The organism is Ottowia pentelensis (assembly GCF_964341695.1).
In genome coordinates, this window is sequence record NZ_OZ224513.1 from 645,790 (window position 1) to 670,322 (window position 24,533).

22 protein-coding genes are annotated in these 24,533 nt (G+C 69.2%); 14 read left to right on the top strand and 8 right to left on the bottom strand.

Going from position 1 to position 24,533, the window contains the following annotated elements; genetic code table 11:
- The first annotated feature begins 49 nt into the window (after positions 1-49).
- A complete protein-coding gene (locus ACWHMB_RS03105) occupies positions 50-955 on the top strand; it encodes a PhzF family phenazine biosynthesis protein (protein WP_377481600.1) in 906 nt (301 codons plus the stop codon).
- A gap of 21 nt (positions 956-976) precedes the next feature.
- On the opposite strand, the gene ACWHMB_RS03110 is transcribed toward ACWHMB_RS03105, so the two are convergent.
- Entirely contained in the window at positions 977-1,366 is a 390-nt protein-coding gene (locus tag ACWHMB_RS03110; RefSeq protein WP_293219947.1) for a sirohydrochlorin chelatase, read from the bottom strand.
- Positions 1,367-1,536: 170 nt separating this feature from the next.
- Between ACWHMB_RS03110 and ACWHMB_RS03115 the strand changes: the two genes are divergently transcribed.
- On the top strand, positions 1,537-1,947 hold the full coding sequence (locus ACWHMB_RS03115; protein ID WP_293219953.1) for a DoxX family protein: 411 nt from the start codon (positions 1,537-1,539) through the stop codon (positions 1,945-1,947).
- Between the two features lie 120 nt (positions 1,948-2,067).
- Here the strand turns inward: ACWHMB_RS03115 and ACWHMB_RS03120 are convergent, their stop codons facing one another.
- The gene (locus ACWHMB_RS03120) at positions 2,068-2,916 is read right to left on the bottom strand and encodes a 3-hydroxybutyryl-CoA dehydrogenase (RefSeq protein ID WP_377481597.1); all 849 of its coding nucleotides are present in this window, start codon (positions 2,914-2,916) and stop codon (positions 2,068-2,070) included.
- 85 nt (positions 2,917-3,001) lie between these two features.
- Between ACWHMB_RS03120 and ACWHMB_RS03125 the strand changes: the two genes are divergently transcribed.
- Both ACWHMB_RS03125 and ACWHMB_RS03130 read left to right on the top strand, forming a co-directional pair.
- The gene (locus tag ACWHMB_RS03125; RefSeq protein ID WP_447648432.1) at positions 3,002-4,588 is read left to right on the top strand and encodes a GMC family oxidoreductase; all 1,587 of its coding nucleotides are present in this window, start codon (positions 3,002-3,004) and stop codon (positions 4,586-4,588) included.
- Positions 4,589-4,717: 129 nt separating this feature from the next.
- On the top strand, positions 4,718-5,440 hold the full coding sequence (locus tag ACWHMB_RS03130) for a hemerythrin domain-containing protein (protein WP_377481591.1): 723 nt from the start codon (positions 4,718-4,720) through the stop codon (positions 5,438-5,440).
- Between the two features lie 6 nt (positions 5,441-5,446).
- Here ACWHMB_RS03130 and ACWHMB_RS03135 read toward each other — a convergent pair whose 3' ends face one another.
- The 3 genes from ACWHMB_RS03135 to ACWHMB_RS03145 form a co-directional block, all read right to left on the bottom strand.
- Complete coding sequence (locus tag ACWHMB_RS03135) at positions 5,447-6,793, bottom strand: GAF domain-containing protein (protein WP_377481588.1); 1,347 nt, start codon at positions 6,791-6,793, stop codon at positions 5,447-5,449.
- On the bottom strand, positions 6,790-7,281 hold the full coding sequence (locus ACWHMB_RS03140; protein ID WP_377481585.1) for a pyridoxamine 5'-phosphate oxidase family protein: 492 nt from the start codon (positions 7,279-7,281) through the stop codon (positions 6,790-6,792). Before ACWHMB_RS03140 ends, ACWHMB_RS03135 begins: the two co-directional genes overlap by 4 nt.
- Positions 7,282-7,357: 76 nt before the next feature.
- Positions 7,358-8,038 (bottom strand): TetR/AcrR family transcriptional regulator, encoded by a 681-nt coding sequence (locus ACWHMB_RS03145; RefSeq protein ID WP_377481582.1) that lies wholly within the window; start codon positions 8,036-8,038, stop codon positions 7,358-7,360.
- 75 nt (positions 8,039-8,113) lie between these two features.
- Between ACWHMB_RS03145 and ACWHMB_RS03150 the strand changes: the two genes are divergently transcribed.
- Positions 8,114-9,733, top strand: a complete 1,620-nt coding sequence (locus ACWHMB_RS03150; RefSeq protein ID WP_377481579.1) for a 4-hydroxyphenylacetate 3-hydroxylase family protein — start codon at positions 8,114-8,116, stop codon at positions 9,731-9,733.
- Between the two features lie 9 nt (positions 9,734-9,742).
- Here ACWHMB_RS03150 and ACWHMB_RS03155 read toward each other — a convergent pair whose 3' ends face one another.
- Together ACWHMB_RS03155 and ACWHMB_RS03160 are read right to left on the bottom strand one after the other, a co-directional pair.
- Positions 9,743-10,543, bottom strand: a complete 801-nt coding sequence (locus ACWHMB_RS03155) for an ABC transporter permease (protein ID WP_293225464.1) — start codon at positions 10,541-10,543, stop codon at positions 9,743-9,745.
- 1 nt (position 10,544) lies between these two features.
- A complete protein-coding gene (locus ACWHMB_RS03160) occupies positions 10,545-11,489 on the bottom strand; it encodes an ATP-binding cassette domain-containing protein (protein WP_377481576.1) in 945 nt (314 codons plus the stop codon).
- Positions 11,490-11,551: 62 nt separating this feature from the next.
- Here ACWHMB_RS03160 and ACWHMB_RS03165 point away from each other — a divergent pair, with 62 nt between their 5' ends.
- The 5 genes from ACWHMB_RS03165 to ACWHMB_RS03185 all read left to right on the top strand — a co-directional run bounded on the left by ACWHMB_RS03165 (position 11,552) and on the right by ACWHMB_RS03185 (position 16,714).
- Positions 11,552-12,250 (top strand): fumarylacetoacetate hydrolase family protein, encoded by a 699-nt coding sequence (locus ACWHMB_RS03165; protein ID WP_377481573.1) that lies wholly within the window; start codon positions 11,552-11,554, stop codon positions 12,248-12,250.
- Positions 12,251-12,256: 6 nt separating this feature from the next.
- A complete protein-coding gene (gene asd / locus ACWHMB_RS03170; protein ID WP_377481984.1) occupies positions 12,257-13,105 on the top strand; it encodes an archaetidylserine decarboxylase in 849 nt (282 codons plus the stop codon).
- Between the two features lie 419 nt (positions 13,106-13,524).
- Positions 13,525-14,175, top strand: a complete 651-nt coding sequence (locus tag ACWHMB_RS03175) for a TetR/AcrR family transcriptional regulator (RefSeq protein WP_377481570.1) — start codon at positions 13,525-13,527, stop codon at positions 14,173-14,175.
- Positions 14,172-15,074, top strand: coding sequence for an SDR family oxidoreductase (locus ACWHMB_RS03180; RefSeq protein WP_377481567.1), 903 nt, complete (start codon positions 14,172-14,174; stop codon positions 15,072-15,074). Before ACWHMB_RS03175 ends, ACWHMB_RS03180 begins: the two co-directional genes overlap by 4 nt.
- Positions 15,071-16,714 carry an acyl-CoA carboxylase subunit beta gene (locus ACWHMB_RS03185; RefSeq protein WP_377481564.1) on the top strand — a complete coding sequence of 548 codons (1,644 nt, stop codon included), beginning with the start codon at positions 15,071-15,073 and terminating at the stop codon, positions 16,712-16,714. Before ACWHMB_RS03180 ends, ACWHMB_RS03185 begins: the two co-directional genes overlap by 4 nt.
- 158 nt (positions 16,715-16,872) lie before the next feature.
- On the opposite strand, the gene ACWHMB_RS03190 is transcribed toward ACWHMB_RS03185, so the two are convergent.
- Complete coding sequence (locus ACWHMB_RS03190; protein WP_122379255.1) at positions 16,873-17,961, bottom strand: IS5 family transposase; 1,089 nt, start codon at positions 17,959-17,961, stop codon at positions 16,873-16,875.
- A gap of 274 nt (positions 17,962-18,235) precedes the next feature.
- On the opposite strand from ACWHMB_RS03190, the gene ACWHMB_RS03195 reads away from it, so the two are divergent.
- From ACWHMB_RS03195 to ACWHMB_RS03210, 4 genes are all read left to right on the top strand, one after another.
- Positions 18,236-19,426 carry an acyl-CoA dehydrogenase family protein gene (locus tag ACWHMB_RS03195; RefSeq protein ID WP_377481561.1) on the top strand — a complete coding sequence of 397 codons (1,191 nt, stop codon included), beginning with the start codon at positions 18,236-18,238 and terminating at the stop codon, positions 19,424-19,426.
- Positions 19,427-19,692: 266 nt separating this feature from the next.
- Positions 19,693-21,666: an acetyl/propionyl/methylcrotonyl-CoA carboxylase subunit alpha gene (locus ACWHMB_RS03200; protein WP_293225779.1), complete on the top strand. Its 1,974-nt coding sequence runs from the start codon at positions 19,693-19,695 to the stop codon at positions 21,664-21,666.
- Positions 21,667-21,677: 11 nt separating this feature from the next.
- Positions 21,678-22,835: an acyl-CoA dehydrogenase family protein gene (locus ACWHMB_RS03205; protein WP_377481981.1), complete on the top strand. Its 1,158-nt coding sequence runs from the start codon at positions 21,678-21,680 to the stop codon at positions 22,833-22,835.
- Positions 22,836-22,870: 35 nt separating this feature from the next.
- Complete coding sequence (locus tag ACWHMB_RS03210) at positions 22,871-24,463, top strand: class I adenylate-forming enzyme family protein (RefSeq protein ID WP_293225780.1); 1,593 nt, start codon at positions 22,871-22,873, stop codon at positions 24,461-24,463.
- Positions 24,464-24,533: the final 70 nt, after the last annotated feature.

Consider the following 24,533-nt stretch of genomic DNA (forward strand, 5'->3'; position numbering starts at 1 on the left):
CGCCCGTCCATCAAGCGCCAACAGCTATCAAAACAATAGTTTTTTCATCATGACCCAGGCCCGCCCCTTCGCCCAGATCGACGTTTTCACGGCCCAGGGCGGCTGGGGCAACCCGGTGGCCGTGGTGCTGGACGGCAGCGGCCTGGACGCCGCGGCCATGCAGCGCTTTGCGCGCTGGACCAACCTGTCCGAGACCACCTTCGTGCTGCCGCCCACCGAGGCGGCGGCCGACTACCGCTTGCGCATCTTCACCCCCGGTGGCGAGCTGCCCTTTGCCGGCCACCCCACGCTGGGTTCGTGCTTTGCATGGCTGGCGGCGGGAGGGCAGCCCAAGGCGCAGGAGCGCATCGTGCAGCAGTGCGCGCAGGGCTTGGTCGAGCTGCGGCGCAGCGGCGAGCGCCTGGCCTTTGCCGCGCCGCCCAGCCGCCGCGAAGACGTGGCACCCGACCTGCTGGCCGCCGTGCTGCCCGCCCTGGGTCTGCATCCCGCCCAGCTGCGGCGCGCCCAATGGCTGGACAACGGCCCGCGCTGGCTCACGCTGTGGCTGGACAGCGCCGACACCGTGCTGGCGCTGGAGCCCGACCACGCCCGACTCGCCACTTTGGGGCAAAAAGTGGGTGTAGCCGGCATGCATCAAGCGCCAGCGGCTACTTCATTGATAGCGCGTTCGAGCCGCGAGGCGCGCGCCTTCGGTGCCGCCGCCGAGGCGCCGCTGATCGAAGTGCGCGCCTTTGCCGCCCCCATCGGCGTGCCCGAAGACCCGGTCACCGGCAGCCTCAACGCCAGCCTGGCGCAGTGGCTGATCGAAGCCGGCGAGCTGCCCGCGCGCTACCTCGCCGCGCAAGGCACGGTGCTGGGCCGCGCCGGGCGCGTGCACGTCGAGCGCGATGCGGCCGGCGCCGTGTGGGTGGGCGGCGACTGCATGGCGGTGATCCGCGGCGAGGTGCGGCTGTAGGCGCCAGCGGCGCCTCGAAGCTCAGGCGCGGGGCGCGCGCACGATTTGCTCGGCCAGCCAGTCCATGACGCCCGGCCAGCCCGACAGCGTGGGCCGCACCTGCACCGCGAGGCCCGGGTACTGGCGGCGCGCGCTGTCGATCAGCGCCGGCAAATCCTGCAACACGTGCCCGCCCGCGGCCCAGAAGACGGGCACCAGGTCGATGCGCCCGTGCCCGCTGCCGGCCAGCTCGTGCAGCACCTCGGCCAGGGTGGGCGCCATGCGTTCCAGATAGGCGATGCGCACCGTGCCCGAGGGGCCGGCGTGGCGCTGCACCGCCGCCTGCAGCGCCTGCATGGGCTCTGCCCACTGCGGGTCGCGCGAGCCGTGGGCGAACAGGACGATGGCGGGGCGGTCGGGTGTTGGGGTCACGATGGAAAGGGAAGGGGTGTTCCGCGATTTTCGACTCGATGTCGATTCTCGCGTCGAATGCCGCGCTTGGCGCCGCGTCGCGTGGACCAGAGCGCGCAATCCCCGGTCGGCGTAGAGTGAAGCTCCGACGCAGCACCCCAGGGCGACAGGCTGCTGAAAGCGAGGCTTTGATGACCAGCGTTCTTGCCGCGAATGCAGACCTTGTGATTCTGCTGGCGCGCATTCTCCTGATGTCGCTGTTTCTGATCACCGGCTGGGAGAAGCTGACCAACTTCGCCGGCACGGCCCAATACATGGCCTCGGTCGGCGCGCCGGCCCCGGCTTTGTCCACGGTGGTGGCCATCGTGATGGAGTTTGGCGTCGGCATTGCCTTGGTGCTGGGCGTTTTCACGCGCCCGCTGGCCCTGCTGCTGTGCCTGTTCACGCTGGCGACGGCGCTGATCGGCCACCGTTACTGGACGCAGCAAGGAGCCGAGCGCCACGCGAATCTGCTCAATTTCTACAAGAACATCAGCATGATGGGCGGCCTGCTGCTGCTGGCCGTGACCGGGCCGGGCCGCTACGCGTTGCTGAACCCCTGAGCTGGCATGGCCATGCGCGCCCGTGGATTCCGGCTTTTGCCGGCATGGCGCAGGTTCACAAGGCGCGGGTGTCCTGCAGCCAAGTGCATGAATGGCAGGACGGAGGAGCGCCGGCTGCTCTCAATAGTGGTACACCCCGCGCCCGGTCTTGCGGCCGAGGTGGCCGGCGGCCACGTATTCGCGCAGCAGGGGGCAGGGGCGGTACTTGCTGTCGCCGAACTGCTCCAGGTACACCTCCATCACGGCCAGGCACACGTCCAGGCCGATCATGTCGGCCAACGCCAGCGGGCCGATGGGGTGGTTGCAGCCCAGGCGCATGCCGGCATCGATGTCCTCGGGCGTGGCCACGCCTTCGGCCAGCACGAAGAAGGCTTCGTTGATCATCGGCACCAGGATGCGGTTGACCACGAAGCCGGGCGAATTCTTCACCGTGATGGGCGACTTGCCCAGGCGCACGGCCAGGTCCTTGACGGCGTCGTGCGTGGCGTCGCTGGTCTGCAGGCCGCGGATGATCTCCACCAGCGCCATCATGGGCACGGGGTTGAAGAAGTGCATGCCGACGAAGCGGTCGGGGCGCTGGGTGACGGCCGCCAGCTGCGTGATCGAGATCGACGAGGTGTTGGTGGCGATGATGACCTCGGGCGCCAGCAGGCCGTCCAGCTGGGCCAGGATCTTGTTCTTGAGCGCGTGGTTCTCGGTGGCGGCCTCGATCACCAGCTGCGCCGCCTTCAGCTCGTCGTAGTTCGTCGAGCCCTGGATGCGGCCCAGCGCGGCGGCCTTCTCCTGCTCGCTGATCTTGTCCTTTTGCAGCAGGCGATCGAGGCCCTTGCCCACGGTGACCAGGCCCTTGTCGACCGCTGCCTGGGCGATGTCGACCATGACGACCCGGATGCCCGAGACGGCGCAGGCCTGCGCGATGCCATTGCCCATGGTGCCTGCGCCCACGATGCCGACGGTGCTGATGTTCATAGGGTTCTCCAGTAGAAGCTGAGTCGCAAAACCACCCATGTTAGCGGGCCGGCCATGCACAATGCCGGCCACGGCAAGGAGACCCATGCCCATGGACTACGTGATCGTCGGTGCCGGCTCGGCCGGCTGCGTGCTGGCCGCGCGCCTGTCGGAGGACCCCGAGGTGCGGGTCACCTTGCTGGAGGCCGGCGTGCCCGACCACAGCGCGCTGATCCACTGCCCGGCCGGCCTGGCACTGCTGGCCAGGCTGGGCCGCGCCAACTGGGCCTTCCAGACCGTGCCGCAGCCGGGACTGAACGGCCGCCGGGGCTATCAACCGCGCGGCAAGGTGCTGGGCGGCTCCAGCTCGATCAACGCCATGATCTACATGCGCGGCGTGCCGCGCGACTACGACGCCTGGGCCGCCGAGGGCAACATCGGCTGGTGCTGGGACGAGGTGCTGCCGTTTTTCAAGCGCGCCGAGAACAACGAGCGCGGCGCCAACCCCTGGCACGGCACGGGCGGCCCGCTGAACGTGAAGGACCTGTCCGACCCCAACCCCTTCGCGCAGGCCTTCGTCGAGGCCGGCGTGCAGGCCGGGCAGGTGCACAACCGGGACTTCAACGGCGCCACGCAGGAGGGCGTGGGCCTGTACCAGGTCACGCATCGGACGGGCGAGCGCTGCTCGGTGGCCAAGGGCTATCTCACGCCCAACCGGGGGCGGCCCAATCTGCAGGTGCTGACCGGCGTGCGCGTCACGCGCGTGCTGCTGGAGCAGGGCCGCGCCGTGGGCGTGGCCTATGTGCAGGACGGGCAGGAAAAGACGCTGCGCGCCGAGCGCGAGGTGATCCTCAGCGCCGGGGCCATCCAGTCGCCGCAGCTGCTGATGCTGTCGGGCATCGGCCCGGCCGAGCACCTGCGCCAGCACCGCATCGCCGTCGCGCTGGACTTGCCCGGCGTGGGTGCGCACCTGCACGACCACCCCGACCTGGTGCAGGTGTGGGACGTGCCGGGCGCGCACGAGCTGTTCGGCCTGTCGCTGGCCGGCGCCTGGCGCACCGTGGGCGACGTCCGGCGCTGGCGGCGCGAGCGGCGCGGGCCGCTCACCACCAACTTCGCCGAGGCGGGCGGCTTCATCAAGAGCGATGCGGCCGAGCCCGTGCCCGACCTGCAGCTGCACTTCATCGTCGGCAAGCTGGTCGACCATGGCCGCGCCACGGTGTTCGGCCACGGCTTTTCGTGCCACGTGTGCGTGCTGCGGCCCAAGAGCCGCGGCAGCATCCGGCTGTCCGGCAAGGACCCACTCGCCGCGCCGCTGATCGACCCGGCCTTCCTGCAGGAAGGCGACGACGTGCGGCGCATGGTCAAGGGTTTCAAGCAGATGCGCGAGATCCTGAGCCAGGCGCCGCTGGCGCGCCACGGCGGACGTGAACAATCGGCCGACGTGCGCAGCGACGCCGAGATCGAGGCCTTCATCCGCCAGCACGCCGACACCATCTACCACCCCGTGGGCAGCTGCCGCATGGGCCGTGGCCCCCTGGACGTGGTGGACGACCGGCTGCGCGTGCGCGGCGTGCCCGGCCTGCGCGTGGTGGACGCCTCCGTCATGCCCAGCGTGCCGGGGGGCAACACCAACGCGCCGGTGGTGATGCTGGCCGAGAAGGCGGCGCACCTGATGCGCCGGGCGGCGTGAGCCCCATGCGCTCGCCTTAAGAAATTTTGAGGGTTGCCCTAAGCGATTTTTAGCAGCGCGCCGGGCGTGCCGTTCCTACAGTCTCGGGTCGGGGCAAATGCCTTGTCCCGAACCACCAAGGAACCCTTCATGCACTTCAGTTCAGAGGAAATCACGGCGCTGGCCCAGGCCGAGGCCACCGCGCCGCGCTACGACATTTACGTTCTCATCCACAAGGCCTTGCGCGCCTACATGGTCGACACGCTGCTCGTGGTCGGCCAGCTCGACGTGGACGACGAGGCCGCGCTGGCGCAGGCGGCCGGGCGCGTCGGGGAGCTGCTGGCGTTCTGCCGCTCGCACCTGACGCACGAGAACCAGTTCATCCACCCGGCGCTGGAACGCCATGTGGCGGGCAGCAGCCAGGCCATTGCCGCCGAGCACGTGGGTCACGGGCAGGCCATCGACGCGCTGGGCGCCGTCGTGCAGGCGCTGGCGAGTTGCCCGCGGCCGGCGCGCGGGCGCGTGGCGCGGGTGCTCTACCAGCAGCTGGCGCTGTTCGTGGCGCACAACTTCGAGCACATGCACCAGGAGGAAACCGCGCACAACGCCGTGCTGTGGGCGCACCATCGCGACGAAGAGATCGCCGCCATCGAGGGCGCGATCCACGCCAGCCTCGACCCCGCGGAAGCCATGCTGTGCATGCGCTGGATGCTGCCCCACCTGGCGCCCGCCGAGCGCGCCCTGGTGCTGTCCGGCCTGCGCGCACAGGCGCCGGCGCCGGTGTTCGACGCGGTGCTCGCGCTGGTGCGCCCGCACCTGTCGGCCGATCAATGGCGCCGCCTGACGCAGGACTTGACCCTGGGCCATGCCTGACGGGCTCTACACCAAGCCTTCTTCCAGCTGAACCGGCGCCTCCAGACACAGGCGGATGCGGCCGCGGCCGGCCTTTTCCAGGCGGATGCCCGTTCGGCTTTCCTGCAGCCGGCGCTGCAGCAGCAGCAGGCGCGCCTCCAGGTTGTCGGCCACCTCGGGCAGGCCCAGGCTGCGGTCCAGGCGCAGTTCGCGGTTGCTGAATTCCTGGCGGCCGGTGCGGGCATGCTCGCGCAGCAGCCGGCACAGGATGGCGCCGGCCACGCCCTTGATCAGGTAGGCGTCGTTGACGAACACGCTGTCGTTGGCGGCGAAGTGGCGCACGCGCACCGGCGCGCCCTGGGGGTAGGCGGCCATGGCGCCCGCGGGGGCCGGCTCGGCGCTGTCGTCGGGGCATTGCAGCCGCTCGATGGCCGCCGCCAGCTGGCCGGCCAGGGCCACCAGGGCGTCCTCCTCGGGGTAACGAAACTGCAGGTCCAGCGGGCTTTCGACAAACAGCACGCCCAGCGTGCGCCCGCCGCTGATCAGCGGCACCGCCAGCTGGCTGTGCGGCTCGGCCAGGCCGGGGTAGGGGATCTCGGGGCCCGTCGCCGTGTCGCCGCCGGCCAGGCTGTCGCGCAGCGTGTGGCTGTACAGCGCGGCGTGCGTCATGTGGCTGATGCGCACCGGCGTGGCCTCGCGCGCGGCCATGCCGATCACGCCCTGGCCCAGGCGCACCTCCGAGCCCACGCCCGAGCGCGCGTAGCCCTGGCTGGCCACGGTGTAGAGCGCGCCGGCGGGCGCGTCCAGCATCAGCACCAGGGCGTGCTCGATGCCCAACTGCTCGTGCAGGCATGCCAGCAGGGTCTGCAGCAGCTCGTCCAGCGCGTTGCAGCGCGCCAGGCGCTGGCTGCACAGGCGCAGTCCGCCCAGCAGGTCGGCGCGTGGCGGGGCGGGCGGCAGGGGCTCGCCGGGCAGCGCCTCGATGTGCTCGACGGCGTAGATGTCCGAACCCTTGAGCGCGAACACGTCGGCCAGGCCGTCGTGCGAGGCGATGCCGGCCAGCTGCGCGCGCATGCGCTCGAACAGCGGCCCGGCGGTCTCGGTGCGCAGATAGCGCAGGTGCAGGCGAAAGTAGTGCGCGGTGACGGGGTCGTTGACCAGTGCCGTGGCGCAGGGGTTGGCCAGGATGTTCTGGCGTGTCTTGTTGAAGAACTGAAACGACAGGGCCACGTGCTCGTCGTCCACGTAGACGACTTGCGAGAGGTAGGCCACGTTGGGCGTGCCGTCGGGCGCGCAGGTGGCCACCTGGGACGGGATCGCGCCTTCCAGGCAGGCGCGGATGGAGCGCAATCGGGGGGCCGCGGCAGCGCTCATGGTGCGTGACCCGGTTGCAGCGATCGGCCCGCGCGCGGCCCCGGCGTTTGGTCGAAGGCGGTTTCGGGGCCGAACCGCACCGCCACCAGATCGTGCGGCGGTGCCGACAGGATGGCCGCCACGTAGTCGGGGCCATAGCCCACCTGGCCCACGCAGTGCTGCATGGCCGCCAGGTAGCGGCGCAACACCGGCTGGTCGTCGGGCCGGGCCGGGCGGATGCTGGCCCGGCCGGCCTTGACCTGCACCGTGCGGTTGGACGGCGGATCGCTGAACACCACCGCGATCGGGCCGCCGGCCGCCAGGTCGTCCAGCAGCGCGCGCGCCTGGCTGGGCCGCAGGTAGACCGTGATCTGCGCGCCGTCCGCGCTGATGTGGGTGCCCACGGCGCGCATCACGCTGGGCCGCAACCGCGCGTCGCGCGAGGCGACGATCGCCGACACGCCCGAGTCGATCAGGGCGATGTGCTCCGGGCTCAGGTGGGCGGTCATGGGCTGGCGGGAATTTTATGAGCCCGCGGCGCCGTTGGCACGCCAAAGTGCCGCGCCCAAGAACCTGGGGCGGGTGTCAACCCGAGGCCGTGCCGGCCCGCCGGATCAGTTGCTCCAGGTATTTGTCGAACAGGTCCTGGGACGCCTGCCGGAACATGCGGATGCGCCCCGTATGGCTGAGCACCAGCAGGCCCACGGTGTGCGCAAACAGCGCCGTAAGCTCCTGCAGCGCCTGTGGCGCCGGCATGCCGAGGCTCTGCAAGGCGTCCTGCGTCGGTTGCAAGGCCTGGCGCAGGCGCGTGTTGAGCGTTTCGTTCAGTTCGGGCGTGAGGCCCCGCGGCTGCATGCCTTGGAACAGGTAGAAGCCGAGGTCCAGGTCGCGCGGGTTCTCGCGATAGAAGTCGAAGAACGCCGTTGCCGCCGCCCGCACGCGTGCCGGCCCTGCGGCGCTCGGCTCCAGCGCCTGCTGCACGCGCTCGTTCAGGCGCGCCAGCGATTCGCCGAGCAGGGCGCCGTACAGCGCCTCCTTGCTGGCGAAGTAGCTGTAGATCGCGCCCGGCGTGTAACCGGCCCGGTGTGCGATCTCGCGGATGCTGGTTTTTTCCATCCCCAGCTCGAAGAACGCTGCTCGCGCGGCGTCCAGCACCCGTTCGCGCCGAACGTCGGCCAGTGCCTGCTGCCGCAGCTGGCGCGGGTTGCCCGCTTTCGCGGCACGTTTGGCGGACGCGGGGCGGGCGGGTGCGGGCGGGGTGCTCATGGGTGCCAGTATAAACATTGACAAATTAATTGAACGCCGTTCAAATTATCCATCTGTCGTTCAACGGAGACCGCGATGAGTGCATCCAGCCAAGCCGCGCCGGCCAGCAAAGTCGACCTGATGTCGGGCGAGGCGTACCGCGAATCCCTGCGCCGGTACAAGCCCAGGGTCTTCGTCGATGGCCGCGAAGTGGGCAGCGTGGCCGACGAGCCGTCCTTGCGGCCGGGCGTCAACGCGCTGGCCTTCACCTACGACTACGCCCTGCGGCCGGAACTGGAGCCGATCGCCCTGGCCACGCAGCACAGCCGCAACCGGGTGGTCGCCCGCATGCTGCACGTCAACGAATCGGCCGGCGACCTGCTGAACAAGCTCGAAGCCGTGCGCGTGCTGTGCCAGGAGACTGGCTGCGCCCAGCGCTACCTGGCCCACGACGCGCTCAACGGCATCCACCAGGCCGTCGCGCACATCGACGACGCGCGCGGCAGCACCGAGCACCGTGCGCGCTTCGCCGCCTACCTGGCCGACGTGCAGGAGCGCGACCTGTCGCTCGGCGTGGCGATGACCGACGCCAAGGGCGACCGCAGCAAGAAGCCGCACCAGCAAGCCAAGCCCGACACCTATGTGCACGTGGTCGAGAAAAATGCCAAGGGCATCGTCATCAGCGGCACCAAGGCCATCGTGACCGGCGGCCCCTACATGCACGAGCTGCTGGTCATGCCCAGCCGCAACATGGGGCGCGAGGACGAGGCTTTCGCCGTGTGCTGCGCGGTGCCGGTGGATGCGCCCGGCATCACCCTCGTTGCCCGCCCGGCCGGCCGGCCGGGCGAGAAGCTGGAGCACGGCGACGCGCTGTTCTCGCGCAAGTACGGCCAGTCCACCGCCGTGGTCCTGTTCGACCGCGTCTTCGTGCCCTGGGAGCGGGTGTTCTACGCCGGCGAGTGGGAGCACAGCCAGGTGCTGACCTACAGCTACGCCACGCACCACCGCCACAGCTGCATCGCCGCGCGCGCGGGCTTCGGCGACCTGCTGATCGGCGCCGGTGCCCTGATGTGCGAGGCCAACGGCCTCGACCCCGCGCAAAAGGCCAACCTGCGCGACCCGATGGTCGAGCTGATCAAGATCACCGAGGGCTTCTATGCCTGCGGCGTGGCCGCCAGCGTCTACGCCACGCGGGACGAGCACAGCGGCTCCTTCATGCCCGAGCCGGTATTCGCCAACATCGGCAAGCTGCTGCTGGCCACGCAGATCTACGACATGCACCGCATCGCGCACGAGGTCTCGGGTGGCCTGATCGTCGCGCTGCCCGGCCCGGACGAGGACCACAACCCGGAGACGGCGGCCAGGCTGTCCGAGGTGCTGCAGGCCAATACGAGCATCCCCTATGAGCAGCGCATCCAGACGGCGCGCTTCATCGAGGATCTGACCGCGTCCTACCAGGGCGGCTGGTATTCGGTCATCAGCCTGCACGGCGGCGGCTCGCCGGCGGCGATGAAGCAGGAGATCTGGCGCAACTATCCCGTGGGCTCGAAGGTGGAGCTGGTGGAGCGCCTGCTGGAGCGCGGTGTGCTGCACGACGAGCAGCGCGCCATCACCAAAAACCGCCAGCCGGGTCGCTGCTGCGACGTCGGCTGCACGACCCCGGGCCAGCCCGTGATGGTGGCGCTGCCGGTCAGCACCAAGGCCAGGCCAGGCTGATCGCGAGCGTCAACGCCGAAACCGCTGCCGCGTGAAGGCCAGCGCCACCCACAGCCCCAGCACCGCATACGCCGCCAGCACCGCCGCCCAGCGCCCCGGCTGCTGCGGCCACTGGCCCAGAAACAGCGGCCGCGCCAGTTCGACCGCCGCCGTCAGCGGCAGCCAGTCGGTCACCAGGCGCGCGGCCTCGGGCAGCTGCTCGCGCGGGAAGAACACGCCCGACAAGAACATCATGGGCGAGAGCACCAGCGTGAAGTAGTAGGTGAAGAAGTCATAGCCCGGCGCCTTGGCATTGAACACCAGCGCCATGCTGGCAAAGGTGATGCCCGCGCCCAGCAGGATCGGCACCGCCAGCCACATGCGCGGCGTGCGGCTGATGTCCAGCGCCCAGATCACGCCCATGATGATGGTGACCGAGAACAGCGCCTTGAAGCCGGCCCACAGCATTTCGGCCAGCACCACGTCGTCCAGCTGCACGGGGGTGTTGAGGATGCCGTCCCAGGTGCGTTGCACGTGCATGCGCGAGAAGGCCGAATACAGCGCCTCGAAGCTGGCCGCGTTCATGGCGCTCATGCACACCGAGCCGCTGGCCAGGTACAGGATGTAGGGCACCTGCTGGCCGTGCGTGGCCACCGCGCCGATCATGCTGCCCAGGCCGTAGCCGAAGGCCACCAGCCAGATCAGCGGCTCGCCGATGTTGGCCAGCAGGCTGGGAATGGCGAGCTTGCGCCACACCAGCCAGTTGCGCGCGAACACCGGCCACCAGCGCAGCGAGGGGCGCGGCGGGGCCCAGAGGGAGAGGTCGTTCATGTCAGCCGTCGTCTCGTATTTGTCGGCCCGTGAGTTTCAAGAACAAGTCCTCCAGATTGGCCGGCCGGTGCAGCGTGCGCAGACCGGGGTGGCCTTCCAGCGCCTGCAGCAGGGCGCGCGCCTGGCGGGTGTAGAAGAACACCGTCTCGCCACTGGTTTCCACCCGCTCGGCGTGCGCGGCCAGCGGCGATGCGGCCAGCTGCACGGCGCCGTTGCCGTACACCTCGACCACCTCGGGCTCCAGGTGCTCGGCGATCAGCGCGCGCGGCGTGCCCTCGGCGATCTTGCGGCCGTGGTCGATCACCAGCAGGCGGTGGCACAGGCGCTCGGCCTCGTCCATGAAGTGCGTCGTCAGCAGGATGGACTTGCCCTGCGCCAGCAGCATCTGCAGGCGCTCCCACATCAGGTGGCGCGCCTGCGGGTCCAGCCCGGTGGTGGGTTCGTCCAGCAGCAGCAGGTCGGGGTTGTTGATCAGTGCGCGCGCCAGCGACAGGCGCCGGCGCATGCCGCCCGACAGCTCGCTGGGCCGCGCCCTGGCCTTGTGCGACAGCGCGGCAAAGGCCAGCAGCTGGGGCACGCGCTCGGCCAGCTGCTGGCGCCGCAAGCCGAAGTAGCGGCCGAAGACGAACAGGTTCTCGGCGCAGTCGAAGTCCGGGTCCAGCGAGTCGAACTGCGACACCACGCCCAGTCGCTGCTTGATGGCCAGCGCGTCGCGCGGCATGGCCAGGGACGAGCCGTCGGCACGCGCGAAGTAGTGGATCTGCCCCGCCTCGGGGGCCGTCAGGCCCAGCGCCAGGCGGATGGTGGTGGTCTTGCCGGCGCCGTTGGGGCCGATCACGCCCAGGCATTCGCCCGGCGCGATGGCCAGCGACACGCCATCGACCACGCGCGTGCCGCCGTAGCTCTTGACGAGCTCGCGGATGTCCAGCAGCGGCAGCGTGGTCATGGGCCGGCCATTGTGCCAGCCGGCTCGCCCTAAACTGGCGACTTCTTCGAAAGGGATCGATCATGAGCGACTATGTTTTTGCCCCTCCGGCGCAGGCCAGCGTGGCCGTGCAGGGCAGCCGCCAGCGCTACCCCGTCGGCCGCATTTTTTGCGTCGGCCGCAACTACGCCGCGCACGCGCGCGAGATGGGCGGCAACCCCGAGCGCGAGCCGCCGTTCTTCTTCAACAAGGCGCCGGTGCACCTGGTGGCCAGCGGCGCCACCGTGCCCTATCCACCCGGCACGCGCGACTACCACCACGAGATGGAGCTGGTGGTGGCCATCGGCCAGGCCGCGTTTCGCGCCAACCCCGAGCAGGGCCAGGCCTGCGTGTGGGGCTATGCCTGCGGGCTGGACATGACGCGGCGCGACCTGCAGGGCGAGGCCAAGAAGGCGGGGCGGCCCTGGAGTTTCGGCAAGGACTTCGAGCATGCCGCCGTCATCGGCGAGTTGGTGCCCGCCAGCCAGACCGGCGCGCTGACCCGCGGGCGCATCGAGCTGGCCGTCAACGGCCAGACGCGCCAGCAGGGCGACCTGGCCGACCTGATCTGGAGCGTGCCCGAGGTGATCGCCAACCTGTCGCAGTACTACCACCTGCGCCCCGGCGACCTGATCTACACCGGCACGCCCGAGGGCGTGGGCGCCGTGCAGCCGGGCGACGTGCTGGCCGGGCACATCGACGGCGTGGGCGAGATTCAGCTGGCCATCGGCCGGCCCGAATAAGTGCCGCTGCCCGAGCGCTGGGCCGTGGCGGCCCAATACGCCCTGCCCAAGCAGGCCCTGACGCGCCTGGCCGGCGCCTTTGCCGGCGCGCGGCTGGGCGGTTTGACGCAGGCGGCCATTCGCCGCTTTGTCGCGCGCTACGGCGTGGACATGAGCGAGGCGGCCGATTCCGACATCGCCGGCTACGCCAGCTTCAACGACTTCTTCACGCGCGCGCTGCGCACCGGTGCGCGCCCGCTGGCGCCCGCCGACTACGTGTGCCCGGTCGACGGTGCCATCAGCCAGTTCGGCGCCATCCAGCGTGACCAGATCTTCCAGGCCAAGGGCCACGCCTACAGCACGCGCGCGCTGCTGGCGTGCGACGCGCGCGAGGCGGCGGCGTTCGACAACGGCCAGTTCGCCACCTTGTACCTGAGCCCCAGGGACTACCACCGCATCCACATGCCCTGCGCCGGCCGCCTGCAGCGCATGGTGCACGTGCCGGGCGCGCTGTTTTCGGTCAACCCCGCGACGGCGCGCGGCGTGCCGGGCCTGTTCGCGCGCAACGAGCGCGTGGTGTGCTGGTTTGACACCGCGCGCGGCCCCATGGCGCTGGTGCTGGTGGGCGCCACCATCGTCGGCAGCATGGCCACCGTGTGGCACGGCGTGGTCAACCCGCCGCGGCCGGCGCAGCCGCGGCACTGGGACTACACCGGCCAAGCCATCGAGCTGGCCCAGGGCGTCGAGATGGGGCGCTTTCTGCTGGGCTCCACCGTGGTGCTGCTGTGGCCGCACGGCACGCTGCGCTTCAACCCCGGCTGGGCGCCCGGCGGGGCCGTCCGCATGGGCGAGGCGATGGGCAAGGCACTGGGCTGATACGGCTTCGCATTCGAAAAGACAAAACGCCTGCCGCGGGGCGGGACCAGGCCGTCGGGGCGCCCGGCTCCGTTCATGTCCCCCGCCGGCCTGCGGCCGGCTCCGCCTTCACTTCACTGCGCCGGGCACCCCGACGACCTGATCCGAGGCGTCGCGCGCCGAGCGAGCCGCCTGATGTGTGACCGCCGCCTCCCGCCAAGGGGCATGGGTGGGCAGCGCAGCGAGGTCAAGGCGGAAATGGCCGTCGCAGACGGACAGCGGGGGACACGAGCGGAGCTGCCCACCCATGCCCCTTGGCGCGCCACCGCCCGCCCCGCGTTCTCAACGCGTTGATTGCAATCTGGTAAGAAGTCCCCCCTTCGTTTATTTTTACAAAGCAACTGCTTGATAAAAATAATGAAGGCGGCTATGCTGCAGGCATGCTCAAGTCCGCCGCCTTGGCCGAAACGCCCCCGCCGATGCGGCGCGGGCGTCCGCGCAAGAGCGAGCAGGAGCGCGACGAAAGCCTGCGCCGGGCCGAGCTGGTGCGCGCGGCGGCGCAGCTGTTTCGCGCCAAGGGCTTCGACGCCACCCCCACGCGCGACATCGCGGCGGCGGCCGGCATGCAAAGCGGCTCGCCCTTTTATTACTTTGAAAGCAAGAGCGCGCTGCTGCTGGCCGTCATGTGCGACGGCATGGCGCAGGCAAAGGCCCGGCAGGACGCGGCGCTGCAGGCCTTGCCGGCACGCGCGCCGGCGCGCGAGCGCCTGCGCGCGCTGATCCGCCAGCATTTCGAGGTGCTGCTGGGCGCGGGCAGCGATTTCATCCCGGTGATGCTGTACGAATGGCGCTCGCTCACCGCCGAGCAGCGCCAGCAGGTGGCGGCGCAAAAGGACGGCTACGAGGCGGCGTGGATGCCCTCGCTCAATGCCCTGCACCGCACGGGCCAGCTGCAGGCGCGCCCGGCGGTGGCGCGCCTGTTCATCTTCGGCGCGCTGAACTGGACCGTGCAGTGGTTCGACCCGGCCGGCCCGCGCACGCTGGACGACTTGACCGAGCAGGCGCTGTGCCTGTTCGTGGGGAAAGCATGAGCTATCGATCGATTTTTTCACCTGGCCTGTTCAACGGCCGCACCGTGGTGGTGACCGGTGGCGGCTCAGGCATCGGGCGTTGCACCGCGCACGAGCTGGCCGCGCTGGGCGCGCAGGTGGTGCTGGTGGGCCGCAACGCCGACAAACTGCAAGCCGTGCAGGCCGAGATCGCGCAGGACGGCGGGCAGGCCAGCTGGCAGGCCTGCGACATCCGCCAGGAAGCGGCCGTGCAGGCCATGGTGGGCGCCATCGTTCTTGAGCGCGGCCGCATCGACGCGCTGGTCAACAACGCGGGCGGCCAGTACATGACGCCGCTGGAGGCCATTGGCGCCAAGGGCTGGCAGGCGGTGATCGACACCAACCTGACCGGCGGCTTTCTGGTGGCGCGCGAGTGCTATCTGCAATCGATGCAGCAGCACGGAGGTTCCATCGTCAACATCGTGGCCGACATGTGGGGCTCGATGCCCGGCATGGGCCACAGCGGCGCGGCGCGCGCGGGCATGGTCAGCTTCACCGAGACCGCGGCGGTGGAATGGGCCAAGAGCGGCGTGCGCGTGAACGCGGTGGCGCCGGGCTACATCGCCTCCAGCGGCATGGACCACTACCCGCCCGAGGCCGGCGACATGCTGCGCGCCATGCGCCAGACCGTGCCGGCCGGGCGCTTCGGCACCGAGGCCGAGGTGTCCGCGGCGATCGTCTTTCTGCTCTCGCCCGCTGCCAGCTTCATCAGCGGCAGCGTGCTGCGCGTCGATGGCGCGCGCCCGCAGGTGCGCATGGGCTGGGGCATGACGACGCCGGATGGCGCGGCGCAGCAGCGCGCGGCCGTCCAGCCCTTCGACGGCTTTCACCGTGCCGTGACGCCCAAGGTGTTCGCCACGCAGGACGCGGCCAAGCCATGAGTGCTTTTCCATCGAGCTGGAACGCCGCCTCGCCCCAGGCCGCCGAGCGCCGCGCCGCCATGCTGGCGCGCATTGAGCGCTTGCGCGCGCTGGAAGACCGTGCTGCCCATGCATCCGCCCAGGCCGGTCCGCGCTTTGCCAAGCGCCATCAGCTGCTGCCGCGCGAGCGTGTGGCGTTGCTGCTCGACGCGGGCGCGCCCTGGCTGCCCCTCGCCACGCTGGCGGGCTTTCTGCACGACGTGCCGGACGCCGACAAATCCGTGCCCGGCGGCGGCATCATCGCCGGCATCGGTTTCATCGAAAACACGCGCTGCATGGTGGTCGCGAGCGATTCGGGCATCGAGGCCGGCGCCATCCAGCCCATGGGCCTGGACAAGATCCTGCGCGTGCAGGAGATCGCCTTGCGCGAGCGCCTGCCCTTCATCCATCTGGTCGAGAGCGCCGGCGCCAACCTGATGCGCTACCGGGTCGAAGGCTTCGTGCACGGCGGCGGCCTGTTCCGCAACCTGGCGCGGCTGTCGGCCGCCGGCATCCCGGTCATCACGGTGCAGCACGGCTCGGGCACGGCGGGCGGCGCCTACATGCCGGGGCTGTCCGACATCGTGATCATGGTCGAGGGCCGCTCGCGTGCCTTTTTGGCCGGCCCGCCGCTGCTGAAGGCCGCCACCGGCGAAGTCGCCACCGAAGAGGAGTTGGGCGGCGCGCTGATGCACACCACGGTGTCGGGCCTGGGCGAGTATCTGGCGCGTGACGACCGCGAGGCGCTGGGCCTCGCGCGCCGCGTGGTGGCGCAGCTGAAAGGGTCAAAACGGGCTGCAGCGCTTGATGGACAAGCGCTAGCAGCTATTAAATTAGAAGCAATCGAGCCACCCTGGCCGGTGGACGAGCTGCTCACGCTGATGCCCGCCCACCACCGCGAGCCGGTCGATATGCGCGAGGTGGCGGCGCGCCTGCTGGATGGCGGCGAGCTGCTGGAGTTCAAGCCCGGCTACGGCGCGGCCACCGTGTGCGCGCAAGGCTACCTCCGCGGCCACGCGGTGGGCCTGATCACCAACAACGGCCCGATCGACATAGCAGGAGCCAACAAGGCCACGCACTTCATCCAGTGGATGTGCCAACTGGGCCACCCCATCGTCTACCTGCAGAACACCACCGGCTACATGGTCGGCAAGGACGTGGAGCAGGGCGGCATGATCAAGCACGGCAGCAAGATGATCCAGGCCGTCACCAACGCCAGCGTGCCGCAGCTCACCATCCAGTGCGGCGCCAGCTTCGGTGCCGGCAACTATGGCATGTGCGGCCGGGGCTTCGCGCCGCGCTTCTTGTTCAGCTGGCCGAGCGCCAAGACGGCGGTGATGGGCGGCGAGCAGGCCGCCGGCACCATGCGCATCGTGACCGAGGCCGGTCTGAAACGCAAAGGCATCGAGCCCGATGCGGACAAGATGCAGCAGCAGTTCGATGCCGTGGTCGCGATGTTCGAGCGCCAGCAGGACGCGTTCGCCACCAGCGGTCTGCTGCTGGACGACGGCGTGATCGACCCGCGCGACACCCGCGCCGTGCTGGCCTTTTGCCTCGACACGCTGGCCGAGGGCGCGGCGCGCGACGTGCGACCCATGCAGTTCGGCGTGGCGCGGATGTGAATACCTAACAGGCCGTTGAAAAAGTGAACATCGAACACGGTGTGTGCATCGAATTCGACGTTTCGGGTGGTCCAGAGGCGGTTGCCTGGCGATGTCGGGGCTTGTTTCGGCCCATTTGCAGGCCACGTTGCCCATTTCGGGCGCACCTATCCCATGGATCACGCATGATGCGCGTCCCACCAGCCGCCGATGCTGCCCATGCGCACCAGGTTGTAGGTGGCAAAGCACAGCAGCGCCTGCCCCGTGAGCTTGGCCTGACCGATCAGTTTGGTCTTGGCCAGACTGCCCACCGTCTTGATCCAGCCAAAGGCCTCTTCGATGCGCTTGCGCACCTTCAGGCTGGTTTTGTAGCCTTCGTGCCGTTTGATGCGGCCGTCCACCGCCGAGTGCTTGTCCTTGGCCGCCACGTGCGGCGTGACTTTGAGCTTTCTGCAGCCCTTGATGAAGGCCTTGCTGTCGTACCCCTTGTCGGCCCCGACCGTGGCCCGCTTGTTCTTGTTGCCCCGGCGTTTGAGCATCGCCAGTGCCGCCTCGCGCTCGGCGGTTCCGTTGGCATGGGTGATCTCGACATCCATGATCAACCCGTTGCGGTTCTCCATGAGGATGTGCCCCATGTGGCACAGGCGGGACTTGTCGCCCTGGCTCTTCTTGAACAGCCGAGCGTCAGAGTCCGTGGTGCTCTGATGGGTGTCGTTGCAGCGCTCCTGCCCTTTGAAGTCCACCTCGGGGTTGCGCCCGGGCGGCGAACTGCTGTCGTCGTCCCGGCGCTTGAAGCTCTTGTGCGAGGCCCAGGCCTCAATCAGCGTGCCGTCCACGCTGAAGTGCTCGTCGCTGGCGAGCTTGCCCCACTGGGCGCTGAGCTTGACGCGCTCGAAGAAGGCGCGGGCAAGGTCTTCGTTGAACAGGCGTTCGCGGTTGGCGCTGAAGGTGGAGTGGTCCCAGACCTTGTCTTCGATGTTCAAGCCCACGAACCAGCGGTACAGCAGGTTGTAGTTGATGGCCTCGACCAGTTGCCGCTCGCTTCGGATGGAGAACAGGATCTGCAGCAGCAGTGCCTTGAGCAGCATCTCCGGCGGTACCGAGGGGCGCCCACGGCGGGCATACACCGCCTCGAAGTCGTTGCTCATCGTCGCCAGCAGCGCATCGACCACGGCGCGCAACTTGCGCAGCGGGTGGGCCTGCGGCACTCTCTCTTCAAGGCTGATGTAGCTGAACATCGCACTCTGGAAGTCTTGGTTGCCTCTCATCTTCCTCGGCTGGGTCGTTCTGGGATGGCTTCAGATCGTAGCGGCCGACTCGGGCACCGGCGGAGAATTTTTCAACGGCCTGCTAAACAGCCGAACAGCCGAACGCAGAGGACGCAAAAATTACGCAAAGGACGCAGAAGAAATTCTTGAAGAGGCTTGTGATTCAAGGCCAGGAACACAAGAAAGCTTTTTTGTCTTTTTTTTGCGTCCTCTGCGAATCCTTTGCGTCCTCTGCGTTCGGCTGTTGGTTTTCAAGATTCTGAGGAGACACCCCATGCAACTGACCCACGAACACGAACAGATCCGAGACACCCTCAAGCGCTACATCGACGAGCACATCAACCCGCATGTGGACGAGTGGGAAGAGGCCGAGATCTTCCCCGCGCACCAGGTGTTCAAGGGCCTGGGCGATCTGGGCCTGCTGGGCCTGACCAAGCCGGTCGAATACGGTGGCATGGGGCTCGACTATTCGTACAGCATGGTGATGGCCGAGACGCTGGGCTTGATCCGCTGCGGCGGCGTGCCGATGGCGATTGGCGTGCAGACGGATATGTGCACGCCGGCGCTGGCGCGCTTTGGCAGCGATGATCTGAAGCGTGAATTTCTGGCCCCGGCGATCGCCGGCGACATGGTGGGCTGTATTGGGGTGAGCGAGCCGGGCGCGGGCAGCGATGTGTCGGCCATCAAGAGCGTGGCGCGCAAGGACGGCGACGATTACCTCATCACCGGCCAGAAGATGTGGATCACCAACAGCCTGCAGGCCGACTGGATGTGCATGCTGGTCAACACCGGCGATGGCCCCGTGCACAAGAACAAGAGCCTGGTGATGGTGCCGATGCGGGAAGGGACTGGAAAGGGGCCGGACGGCAAGCTCACCAAGGGCATCTCGGTGGCGAAGAAGATCCGCAAGATCGGCATGGATTCGAGCGACACCGGCCTCATTTATTTCGACGAGGTGCGCGTGCCGCAGCGCAACCTGATCGGCCAGGAGAGCCAGGGCTTCATCTACCAGATGCAGCAGTTCCAGGAGGAGCGCCTGTGGGCGGGGGCCAATTCGCTCAGCGCGCTGGACGACTGCATCCGCGAAACCATCGAGTGGGCGCGCGAGCGCAAGATGTTCGGCGCCACCTTGCTCGACCAGCAGTGGGTGCAGTTCAAGCTGGTCGAGCTGCAGACCGAGGTCGAGGCGCTGCGCGCGCTGACCTGGCGCGCCGGCGAGCGCTACATCGCCGGCGACGACGTGCTGCAATGGGCCAGCATGGTCAAGCTCAAGGCCGGTCGCCTGATGCGCCAGGTCAGCGACACCTGCCTGCAGTTCTGGGGCGGCATGGGCTTCACGCTGGACAACCGCGTCGCGCGCCTGTACCGCGACGGCCGCCTGGCGTCGATCGGCGGCGGCGCCGACGAGGTGATGATGGGCATCATCGCCAAGACCATGGGCATGGCGAAGCGGCCGGGTGGCTGACATGAAATGCGGACAGCCGAACGCAGAGGACGCAAAGATTTCGCAGAGGACGCAAAAGGATTCAAGGAAATTTTTCATGATTTTCTTTTGCGTCCTCTGCGAGTCCTTCGCGACCTCTGCGTTCGGCTGTCCGACTTCATCGGCTGTGACTGGCGTGCGGCGCAAGAGATGACCGCGATGCGATTGCTCCTGAAATCGAAGCGACTTGGGCAATGCCCACACGGGCTAATACCAAAAATCTTTAAAAAACCTGTGCAGAGGGCCGCATGCGCCGCATCCTGATTGCCAATCGCGGCGAAATCGCCCGCCGCGTGATCGCCACGGCGCGCCGCATGGGCATCGACACGGTGGCGATTTATTCCGATGCCGATGCCGCCGCGCTGCACGTGCGTGAAGCCACTGTGGCTTATGCGCTGGGCGGCAACACGCCCCGCGACAGCTATCTGCGCGTGGACAAGATGCTGGCGGCCGCCAAGGCCACCGGCGCCGACGCGGTGCACCCCGGTTACGGCTTCCTGAGCGAGGACGCGGGTTTCGCGCAGGCGGTGCAGGACGCGGGCCTGAGCTGGATCGGCCCGCCGCCCGCTGCCATCCGCGCGCTCGGCAGCAAGGCCGCAGCCAAGGCGCTGGCGGCGCAGCAGGGCGTGCCCTGCCTGCCGGGCTATGCGGGTGATGATCAGGGTGAGGCGCGCTTCGTGGCCGAGGCCGCGAAGATCAGCTACCCCGTGATGGTCAAGGCCGTGGCCGGCGGCGGCGGGCGCGGCATGCGGCTGGTGACCGAGGCGGCGCAACTGCCGCAGGCCTTGAAGCGCGCGCGCTCCGAGGCGCTGGCCGGCTTCGGCAACGGCGAGCTGCTGATCGAACGCGCCGTGCTGCACCCGCGCCACGTCGAGGTGCAGGTGTTTGCCGACACGCACGGCCAGGTGATCCACCTGGGCGAGCGCGACTGCTCGGTGCAAAGGCGCCACCAGAAGATCGTCGAGGAAGCGCCCAGCCCCGCCGTGTCGCCCGAGCTGCGCGCGCGCATGGGGCGGTGCGCGGTGGCGCTGGCGCAGGGCGCGGGCTATGTCGGCGCGGGCACCGTCGAGTTTCTGGTCGAAGGCAATGACTTCTTTTTGATGGAGATGAACACGCGCCTGCAAGTGGAGCACCCGGTAACCGAAGCCATCACGGGACTCGATCTGGTCGAATGGCAGATCCGCGTCGCGCGCGGCGAGCCGCTGCCACTGGCGCAGGACGAGGTTCAGCTGCACGGCCACGCGATCGAGGTGCGCCTGTGCGCCGAGGACGAGCACTACGTACCGCACGCCGGCCGCATCCGCCACTTCGCCGCGCCGCCGGCGGCCGCCTTCGAGCGCGCGCCGCTGCGCTTCGACCACGCGATCGAGGCCGGCGGCGAGGTCACGCCGTACTACGACGCGATGCTGGGCAAGCTGATCGTGCACGCGCCCACGCGCGCCGAAGCCATCGACCGGCTGATCGGCGCGCTGGCGCAGACCGAGTTGCTGGGCCTGCCCAGCAACCGCGGCTTCTTGATGGAGTGTCTTCAGGATGCGCGGTATCAAAGTGGCGAGGCCTTGATCTCCTTCCTGGCGGAGCACGGCGACGCCTTGCGCGAGCAACTCCTGAAAAAGGAGCGGCTGGCGCACGAGCATTGCGCGCTCGCGGTGGTTTACCCGCAAGAGACAGGCCCATTGCCCTGCGCCTTCGCCGCGCCGCTGCGGCTGTCGCACCGGGGCGAGGTGAGCGCGCTGACCGTGCGCGCCGTCGCCGGCGGCGTGCAGCTGCTGGGCGAGCCCGCGCGCACGATCGCCTTGCAAGCCCTGGCCGACGGCGCCGTGCAGTGCGCGGAAGACGGCGTCACGCGCCGCGTGCGCGCCGCCCTCGCGCCCGCGGCCGACGCGCCGCGCCGCTGGCATGCCCAGGCGGGCGGCGTCGACTGGTGGATCGTCGATGCGTCTTTTGACCCTGTAGCCGGCGCCGGACAAACGCAGGCAGCTACGGAACTGAGAGCGCCGTTCAACGGCAAGGTGGTGCGCGTGGCGGCCGTGGTCGGCCAGGCGCTCGCGGCGGGCGAAACGGCGGTGGTGATCGAATCCATGAAGCTGGAGCACAGCGTCGCGCCGCGCGCCGACGCCGCCGTGGCAGAGCTGCTGGTGACCGAGGGGCAGCAGGTGACGCCGGGCCAGGTGCTGCTGCGCTTTGCCGCGCCGCCGGTCGTCGATGAGGCCGTGAAATGAGCACGCTATCCATGACGGATGCCGAGCTGCGCGAGGCGCGCACCGCGCTGGCCGATCTGGTCGAGCGCTTTGCGCACCGCGAGATCGCGCCGCACGTCACCGAATGGGACGCGGCGGGCGAGTTTCCGCGCGCGCTGTACCGGCGCGCGGCCGAGCTGGGGCTGCTGGGCCTGGGCTACCCGGAGGAATTCGGCGGCACGCCGGCGTCGTATGCATTGCGGCTGGTGATGTGGCGCGCGCTGTGCCGCTTCGGTACCTCGGGCGGCGTGCTGGCGAGCCTGCTGTCGCACAACATCGGCCTGCCGCCGGTGGTGGCGCTGGGCAGTGACGCCGTCAAGCGCGAAGTCGTGCCGCCGGTGCTGGCGGGCGAGCAGATCGCCGCGCTGGCCATCACCGAGCCGGGTGGCGGATCGGACGTGGCGGCGGTGCGCACCATGGCGCGGCGCGAGGGCGACGAGTACGTGGTCGATGGCGAAAAAATCTTCATCACCTCGGGCATGCGCGCCGACTGGATCACGGTGGCCGTCAGAACCGGAGACGCTGGAACCAAGGGCGCCGGTGGCCTCAGTCTGATCCTCGTGCCGGGCGACAGCCGCGGCTTGTCGCGCACCCGGCTGGACAAGATGGGCTGGCTCTGCTCCGACACCGCCCAGCTGCGCTTCGACGGCGTGCGCGTGCCGGCGCGCTATCGGCTGGGCGATGAGGGTGCGGGCTTCAAGGCCATCATGGGCAACTTCAACGGCGAGCGCTTCGGCATCGCCGCCGGCGCGCTGGGCTTCGCCGAGGCCTGTTACGACGAGGCGCTGGCCTGGGCGCGGCAGCGCAAGACCTTCGGCCAGCTGCTGACCGAGCACCAGGTGATCCGCCACAAGCTGGTCGACATGCAGCAGCACATCCGCGCCACGGCGGCGTGGCTGGAGCAACTGGCGGCCCGCGCGGATGCCGGTGACGTCGGCGCCGACTGGGTCGGTGAAGTGGCGACGCTGAAGAACCAGGCGACGCAGACCCTGCAGTTCTGCGCCGATGCCGGCGTGCAGATCCTCGGTGGCATGGGCTTCATGCGCGGCACGGTGTGCGAGCGCATCTACCGCGAGGTCAAGGTCTTGACCATCGGCGGCGGCACCGAGGAAATCATGAAGGAGCTGGCCGCGCGGCAATGGGGCTTTTGACTGCGGACAGACGCTGATTCATTCAGGAGACAAAGATGATCGACCAAGCCACCACCGACGCCCAAGGCCGCATCCGCCGGGTCGCGCTGGGCGACTTCGTGCACCGCAGCGCACTCAAGTTTGCCGAGCGCACCGCCGTCGTCGACGGCGACACCCGCATGAGCTACGCCGAGCTCGACGCCCGCAGCTCGCGCCTGGCGCATCACCTGCTGGCCAGCGTGGGCGCCGGCAAACAGATCGGCATGCTGTGCCAGAACTCGGCCGACATGGTGGTGGCCTACAACGGCATCCACAAGGCCGGCTGCGTGTGGGTGCCGGTCAACATCCGGCTGGACGCCGGCGCCATCGACTACATCCTGCGGCACGCCGAGGTGTCGGCCGTGGTGGTGGACGAGGCCCTGCGCGCCGAGCCGGCGCTGGCCGCGGTGCTGGAGAAGCTGACCGTGCCGCTGATCCTGACCCTGAGCAGCGCCGACGGGCCGGGTGATGCGCGTGTGCGCACGCTGGCCGCCGCCGAGGCCGGGCAGAGCAGCGCGCTGCCCGAAGTCGCCATCGACAGCGAGCAGCCCGCGCTCATCATGTACACCAGCGGCACCACCGGCAACCCCAAGGGCGCGGTGCATTCGCACGCCTCGGTGGCGGCGGCGCTGATGGGCAACATGGTGGGCTTCGGCATCACCGAGCGCGACGTGTTCTCCGGCGTGCTGCCGCTGTACCACTGCGCGCAGCATTGCCTGGCGGCCACGGTGCACATCGCCGGCGGCTGCGTGGTGGTGTTGCGCGGCTTCGTGCCCGACGAGGTGCGCGCGTCGATGCGCAAGGAGCGCTACACCGGCTTCACCGGCCTGCCGATGATGTACGCGGCGCTGCTGGCCGACCCGGCGTTTCGCGCCGACAGCATGCGCCTGGCGATCTACGCGATGGCGCCGATCCCAAAGCCGCTCATCCAGCAGATCGCCGAGCGCATGACGCCCAACGTGATGCTCGCCACCGGCCAGACCGAGATGTACCCGGCCACGATGAGCTTCCGCCCGTTGGAGCACCCTGGCCTGGACGCCAACTACTGGGGCGCCTCGCTCGCGCACAACGAGACGGCGGTGATGGACGACGAGGGCCATCTGCTGGGCGAAGGCCAGCCCGGCGAGATCGTGCACCGCGGCGCCAACGCCATGCTGGGCTACTTCAAGGACCCGCAGGCCACGGCCGCGGCGCAGCGCTTCGGCTGGCACCACACGGGCGACCTGGGCCAGTGGGGGCCGGGCGGGCAGCTGATGTTCCTGGACCGCAAGAAGGACATGATCAAGACCGGCGGCGAAAACGTGGCCAGCGTCAAGGTCGAGTCCGTGCTGCTGGCCCACCCCGGCGTCGCGGGGGTTGGCGTGATCGGCCTGCCGCACCCGCGCTGGGCCGAGGCGGTGTGCGCCTTCGTGGTCAAGAAGCCCGGCGCCGACGTCGACGTGGCCGCACTGGAGGCGCACTGTCGCGCGCAGCTGGGCGACTACGAGGTGCCCAAGCTGATCCACTTCGTCGATGCCTTGCCGGCCACCTCGACCGGCAAGGTGCAAAAGCACCGGCTGCGCCAGCAGTTCGAGGCGCTGGCGCAGAAGGCCTGGGGCGATGGGACGTGACAAGTCCTGAAAAGATAGCTGCTTGCGCTTTCCACATGCGGGCTGCAGCCTGATTGGACAATAAAAAAGC

Bases quoted from the DNA above. Each gene is read 5' to 3' on its own strand.
- ACWHMB_RS03140 (WP_377481585.1), bottom strand. From the start codon at position 7,281: ATGACCGCCCACCTGAGCCCGGAGCACATCGCCCTGATCGACTCGGGC.
- ACWHMB_RS03150 (WP_377481579.1), top strand. From the start codon at position 8,114: ATGAGTGCATCCAGCCAAGCCGCGCCGGCCAGCAAAGTCGACCTGATG.
- ACWHMB_RS03135 (WP_377481588.1), bottom strand. From the start codon at position 6,793: ATGAGCGCTGCCGCGGCCCCCCGATTGCGCTCCATCCGCGCCTGCCTG.
- ACWHMB_RS03185 (WP_377481564.1), top strand. From the start codon at position 15,071: ATGAGTGCTTTTCCATCGAGCTGGAACGCCGCCTCGCCCCAGGCCGCC.
- ACWHMB_RS03145 (WP_377481582.1), bottom strand. From the start codon at position 8,038: ATGAGCACCCCGCCCGCACCCGCCCGCCCCGCGTCCGCCAAACGTGCC.
- ACWHMB_RS03160 (WP_377481576.1), bottom strand. From the start codon at position 11,489: ATGACCACGCTGCCGCTGCTGGACATCCGCGAGCTCGTCAAGAGCTAC.
- ACWHMB_RS03165 (WP_377481573.1), top strand. From the start codon at position 11,552: ATGAGCGACTATGTTTTTGCCCCTCCGGCGCAGGCCAGCGTGGCCGTG.
- ACWHMB_RS03195 (WP_377481561.1), top strand. From the start codon at position 18,236: ATGCAACTGACCCACGAACACGAACAGATCCGAGACACCCTCAAGCGC.
- ACWHMB_RS03115 (WP_293219953.1), top strand. From the start codon at position 1,537: ATGACCAGCGTTCTTGCCGCGAATGCAGACCTTGTGATTCTGCTGGCG.
- ACWHMB_RS03125 (WP_447648432.1), top strand. From the start codon at position 3,002: ATGCCCATGGACTACGTGATCGTCGGTGCCGGCTCGGCCGGCTGCGTG.
- ACWHMB_RS03205 (WP_377481981.1), top strand. From the start codon at position 21,678: ATGACGGATGCCGAGCTGCGCGAGGCGCGCACCGCGCTGGCCGATCTG.
- ACWHMB_RS03180 (WP_377481567.1), top strand. From the start codon at position 14,172: ATGAGCTATCGATCGATTTTTTCACCTGGCCTGTTCAACGGCCGCACC.
- ACWHMB_RS03130 (WP_377481591.1), top strand. From the start codon at position 4,718: ATGCACTTCAGTTCAGAGGAAATCACGGCGCTGGCCCAGGCCGAGGCC.
- ACWHMB_RS03210 (WP_293225780.1), top strand. From the start codon at position 22,871: ATGATCGACCAAGCCACCACCGACGCCCAAGGCCGCATCCGCCGGGTC.
- ACWHMB_RS03190 (WP_122379255.1), bottom strand. From the start codon at position 17,961: ATGAGAGGCAACCAAGACTTCCAGAGTGCGATGTTCAGCTACATCAGC.
- ACWHMB_RS03120 (WP_377481597.1), bottom strand. From the start codon at position 2,916: ATGAACATCAGCACCGTCGGCATCGTGGGCGCAGGCACCATGGGCAAT.
- ACWHMB_RS03200 (WP_293225779.1), top strand. From the start codon at position 19,693: ATGCGCCGCATCCTGATTGCCAATCGCGGCGAAATCGCCCGCCGCGTG.
- ACWHMB_RS03175 (WP_377481570.1), top strand. From the start codon at position 13,525: ATGCTCAAGTCCGCCGCCTTGGCCGAAACGCCCCCGCCGATGCGGCGC.
- ACWHMB_RS03105 (WP_377481600.1), top strand. From the start codon at position 50: ATGACCCAGGCCCGCCCCTTCGCCCAGATCGACGTTTTCACGGCCCAG.
- ACWHMB_RS03155 (WP_293225464.1), bottom strand. From the start codon at position 10,543: ATGAACGACCTCTCCCTCTGGGCCCCGCCGCGCCCCTCGCTGCGCTGG.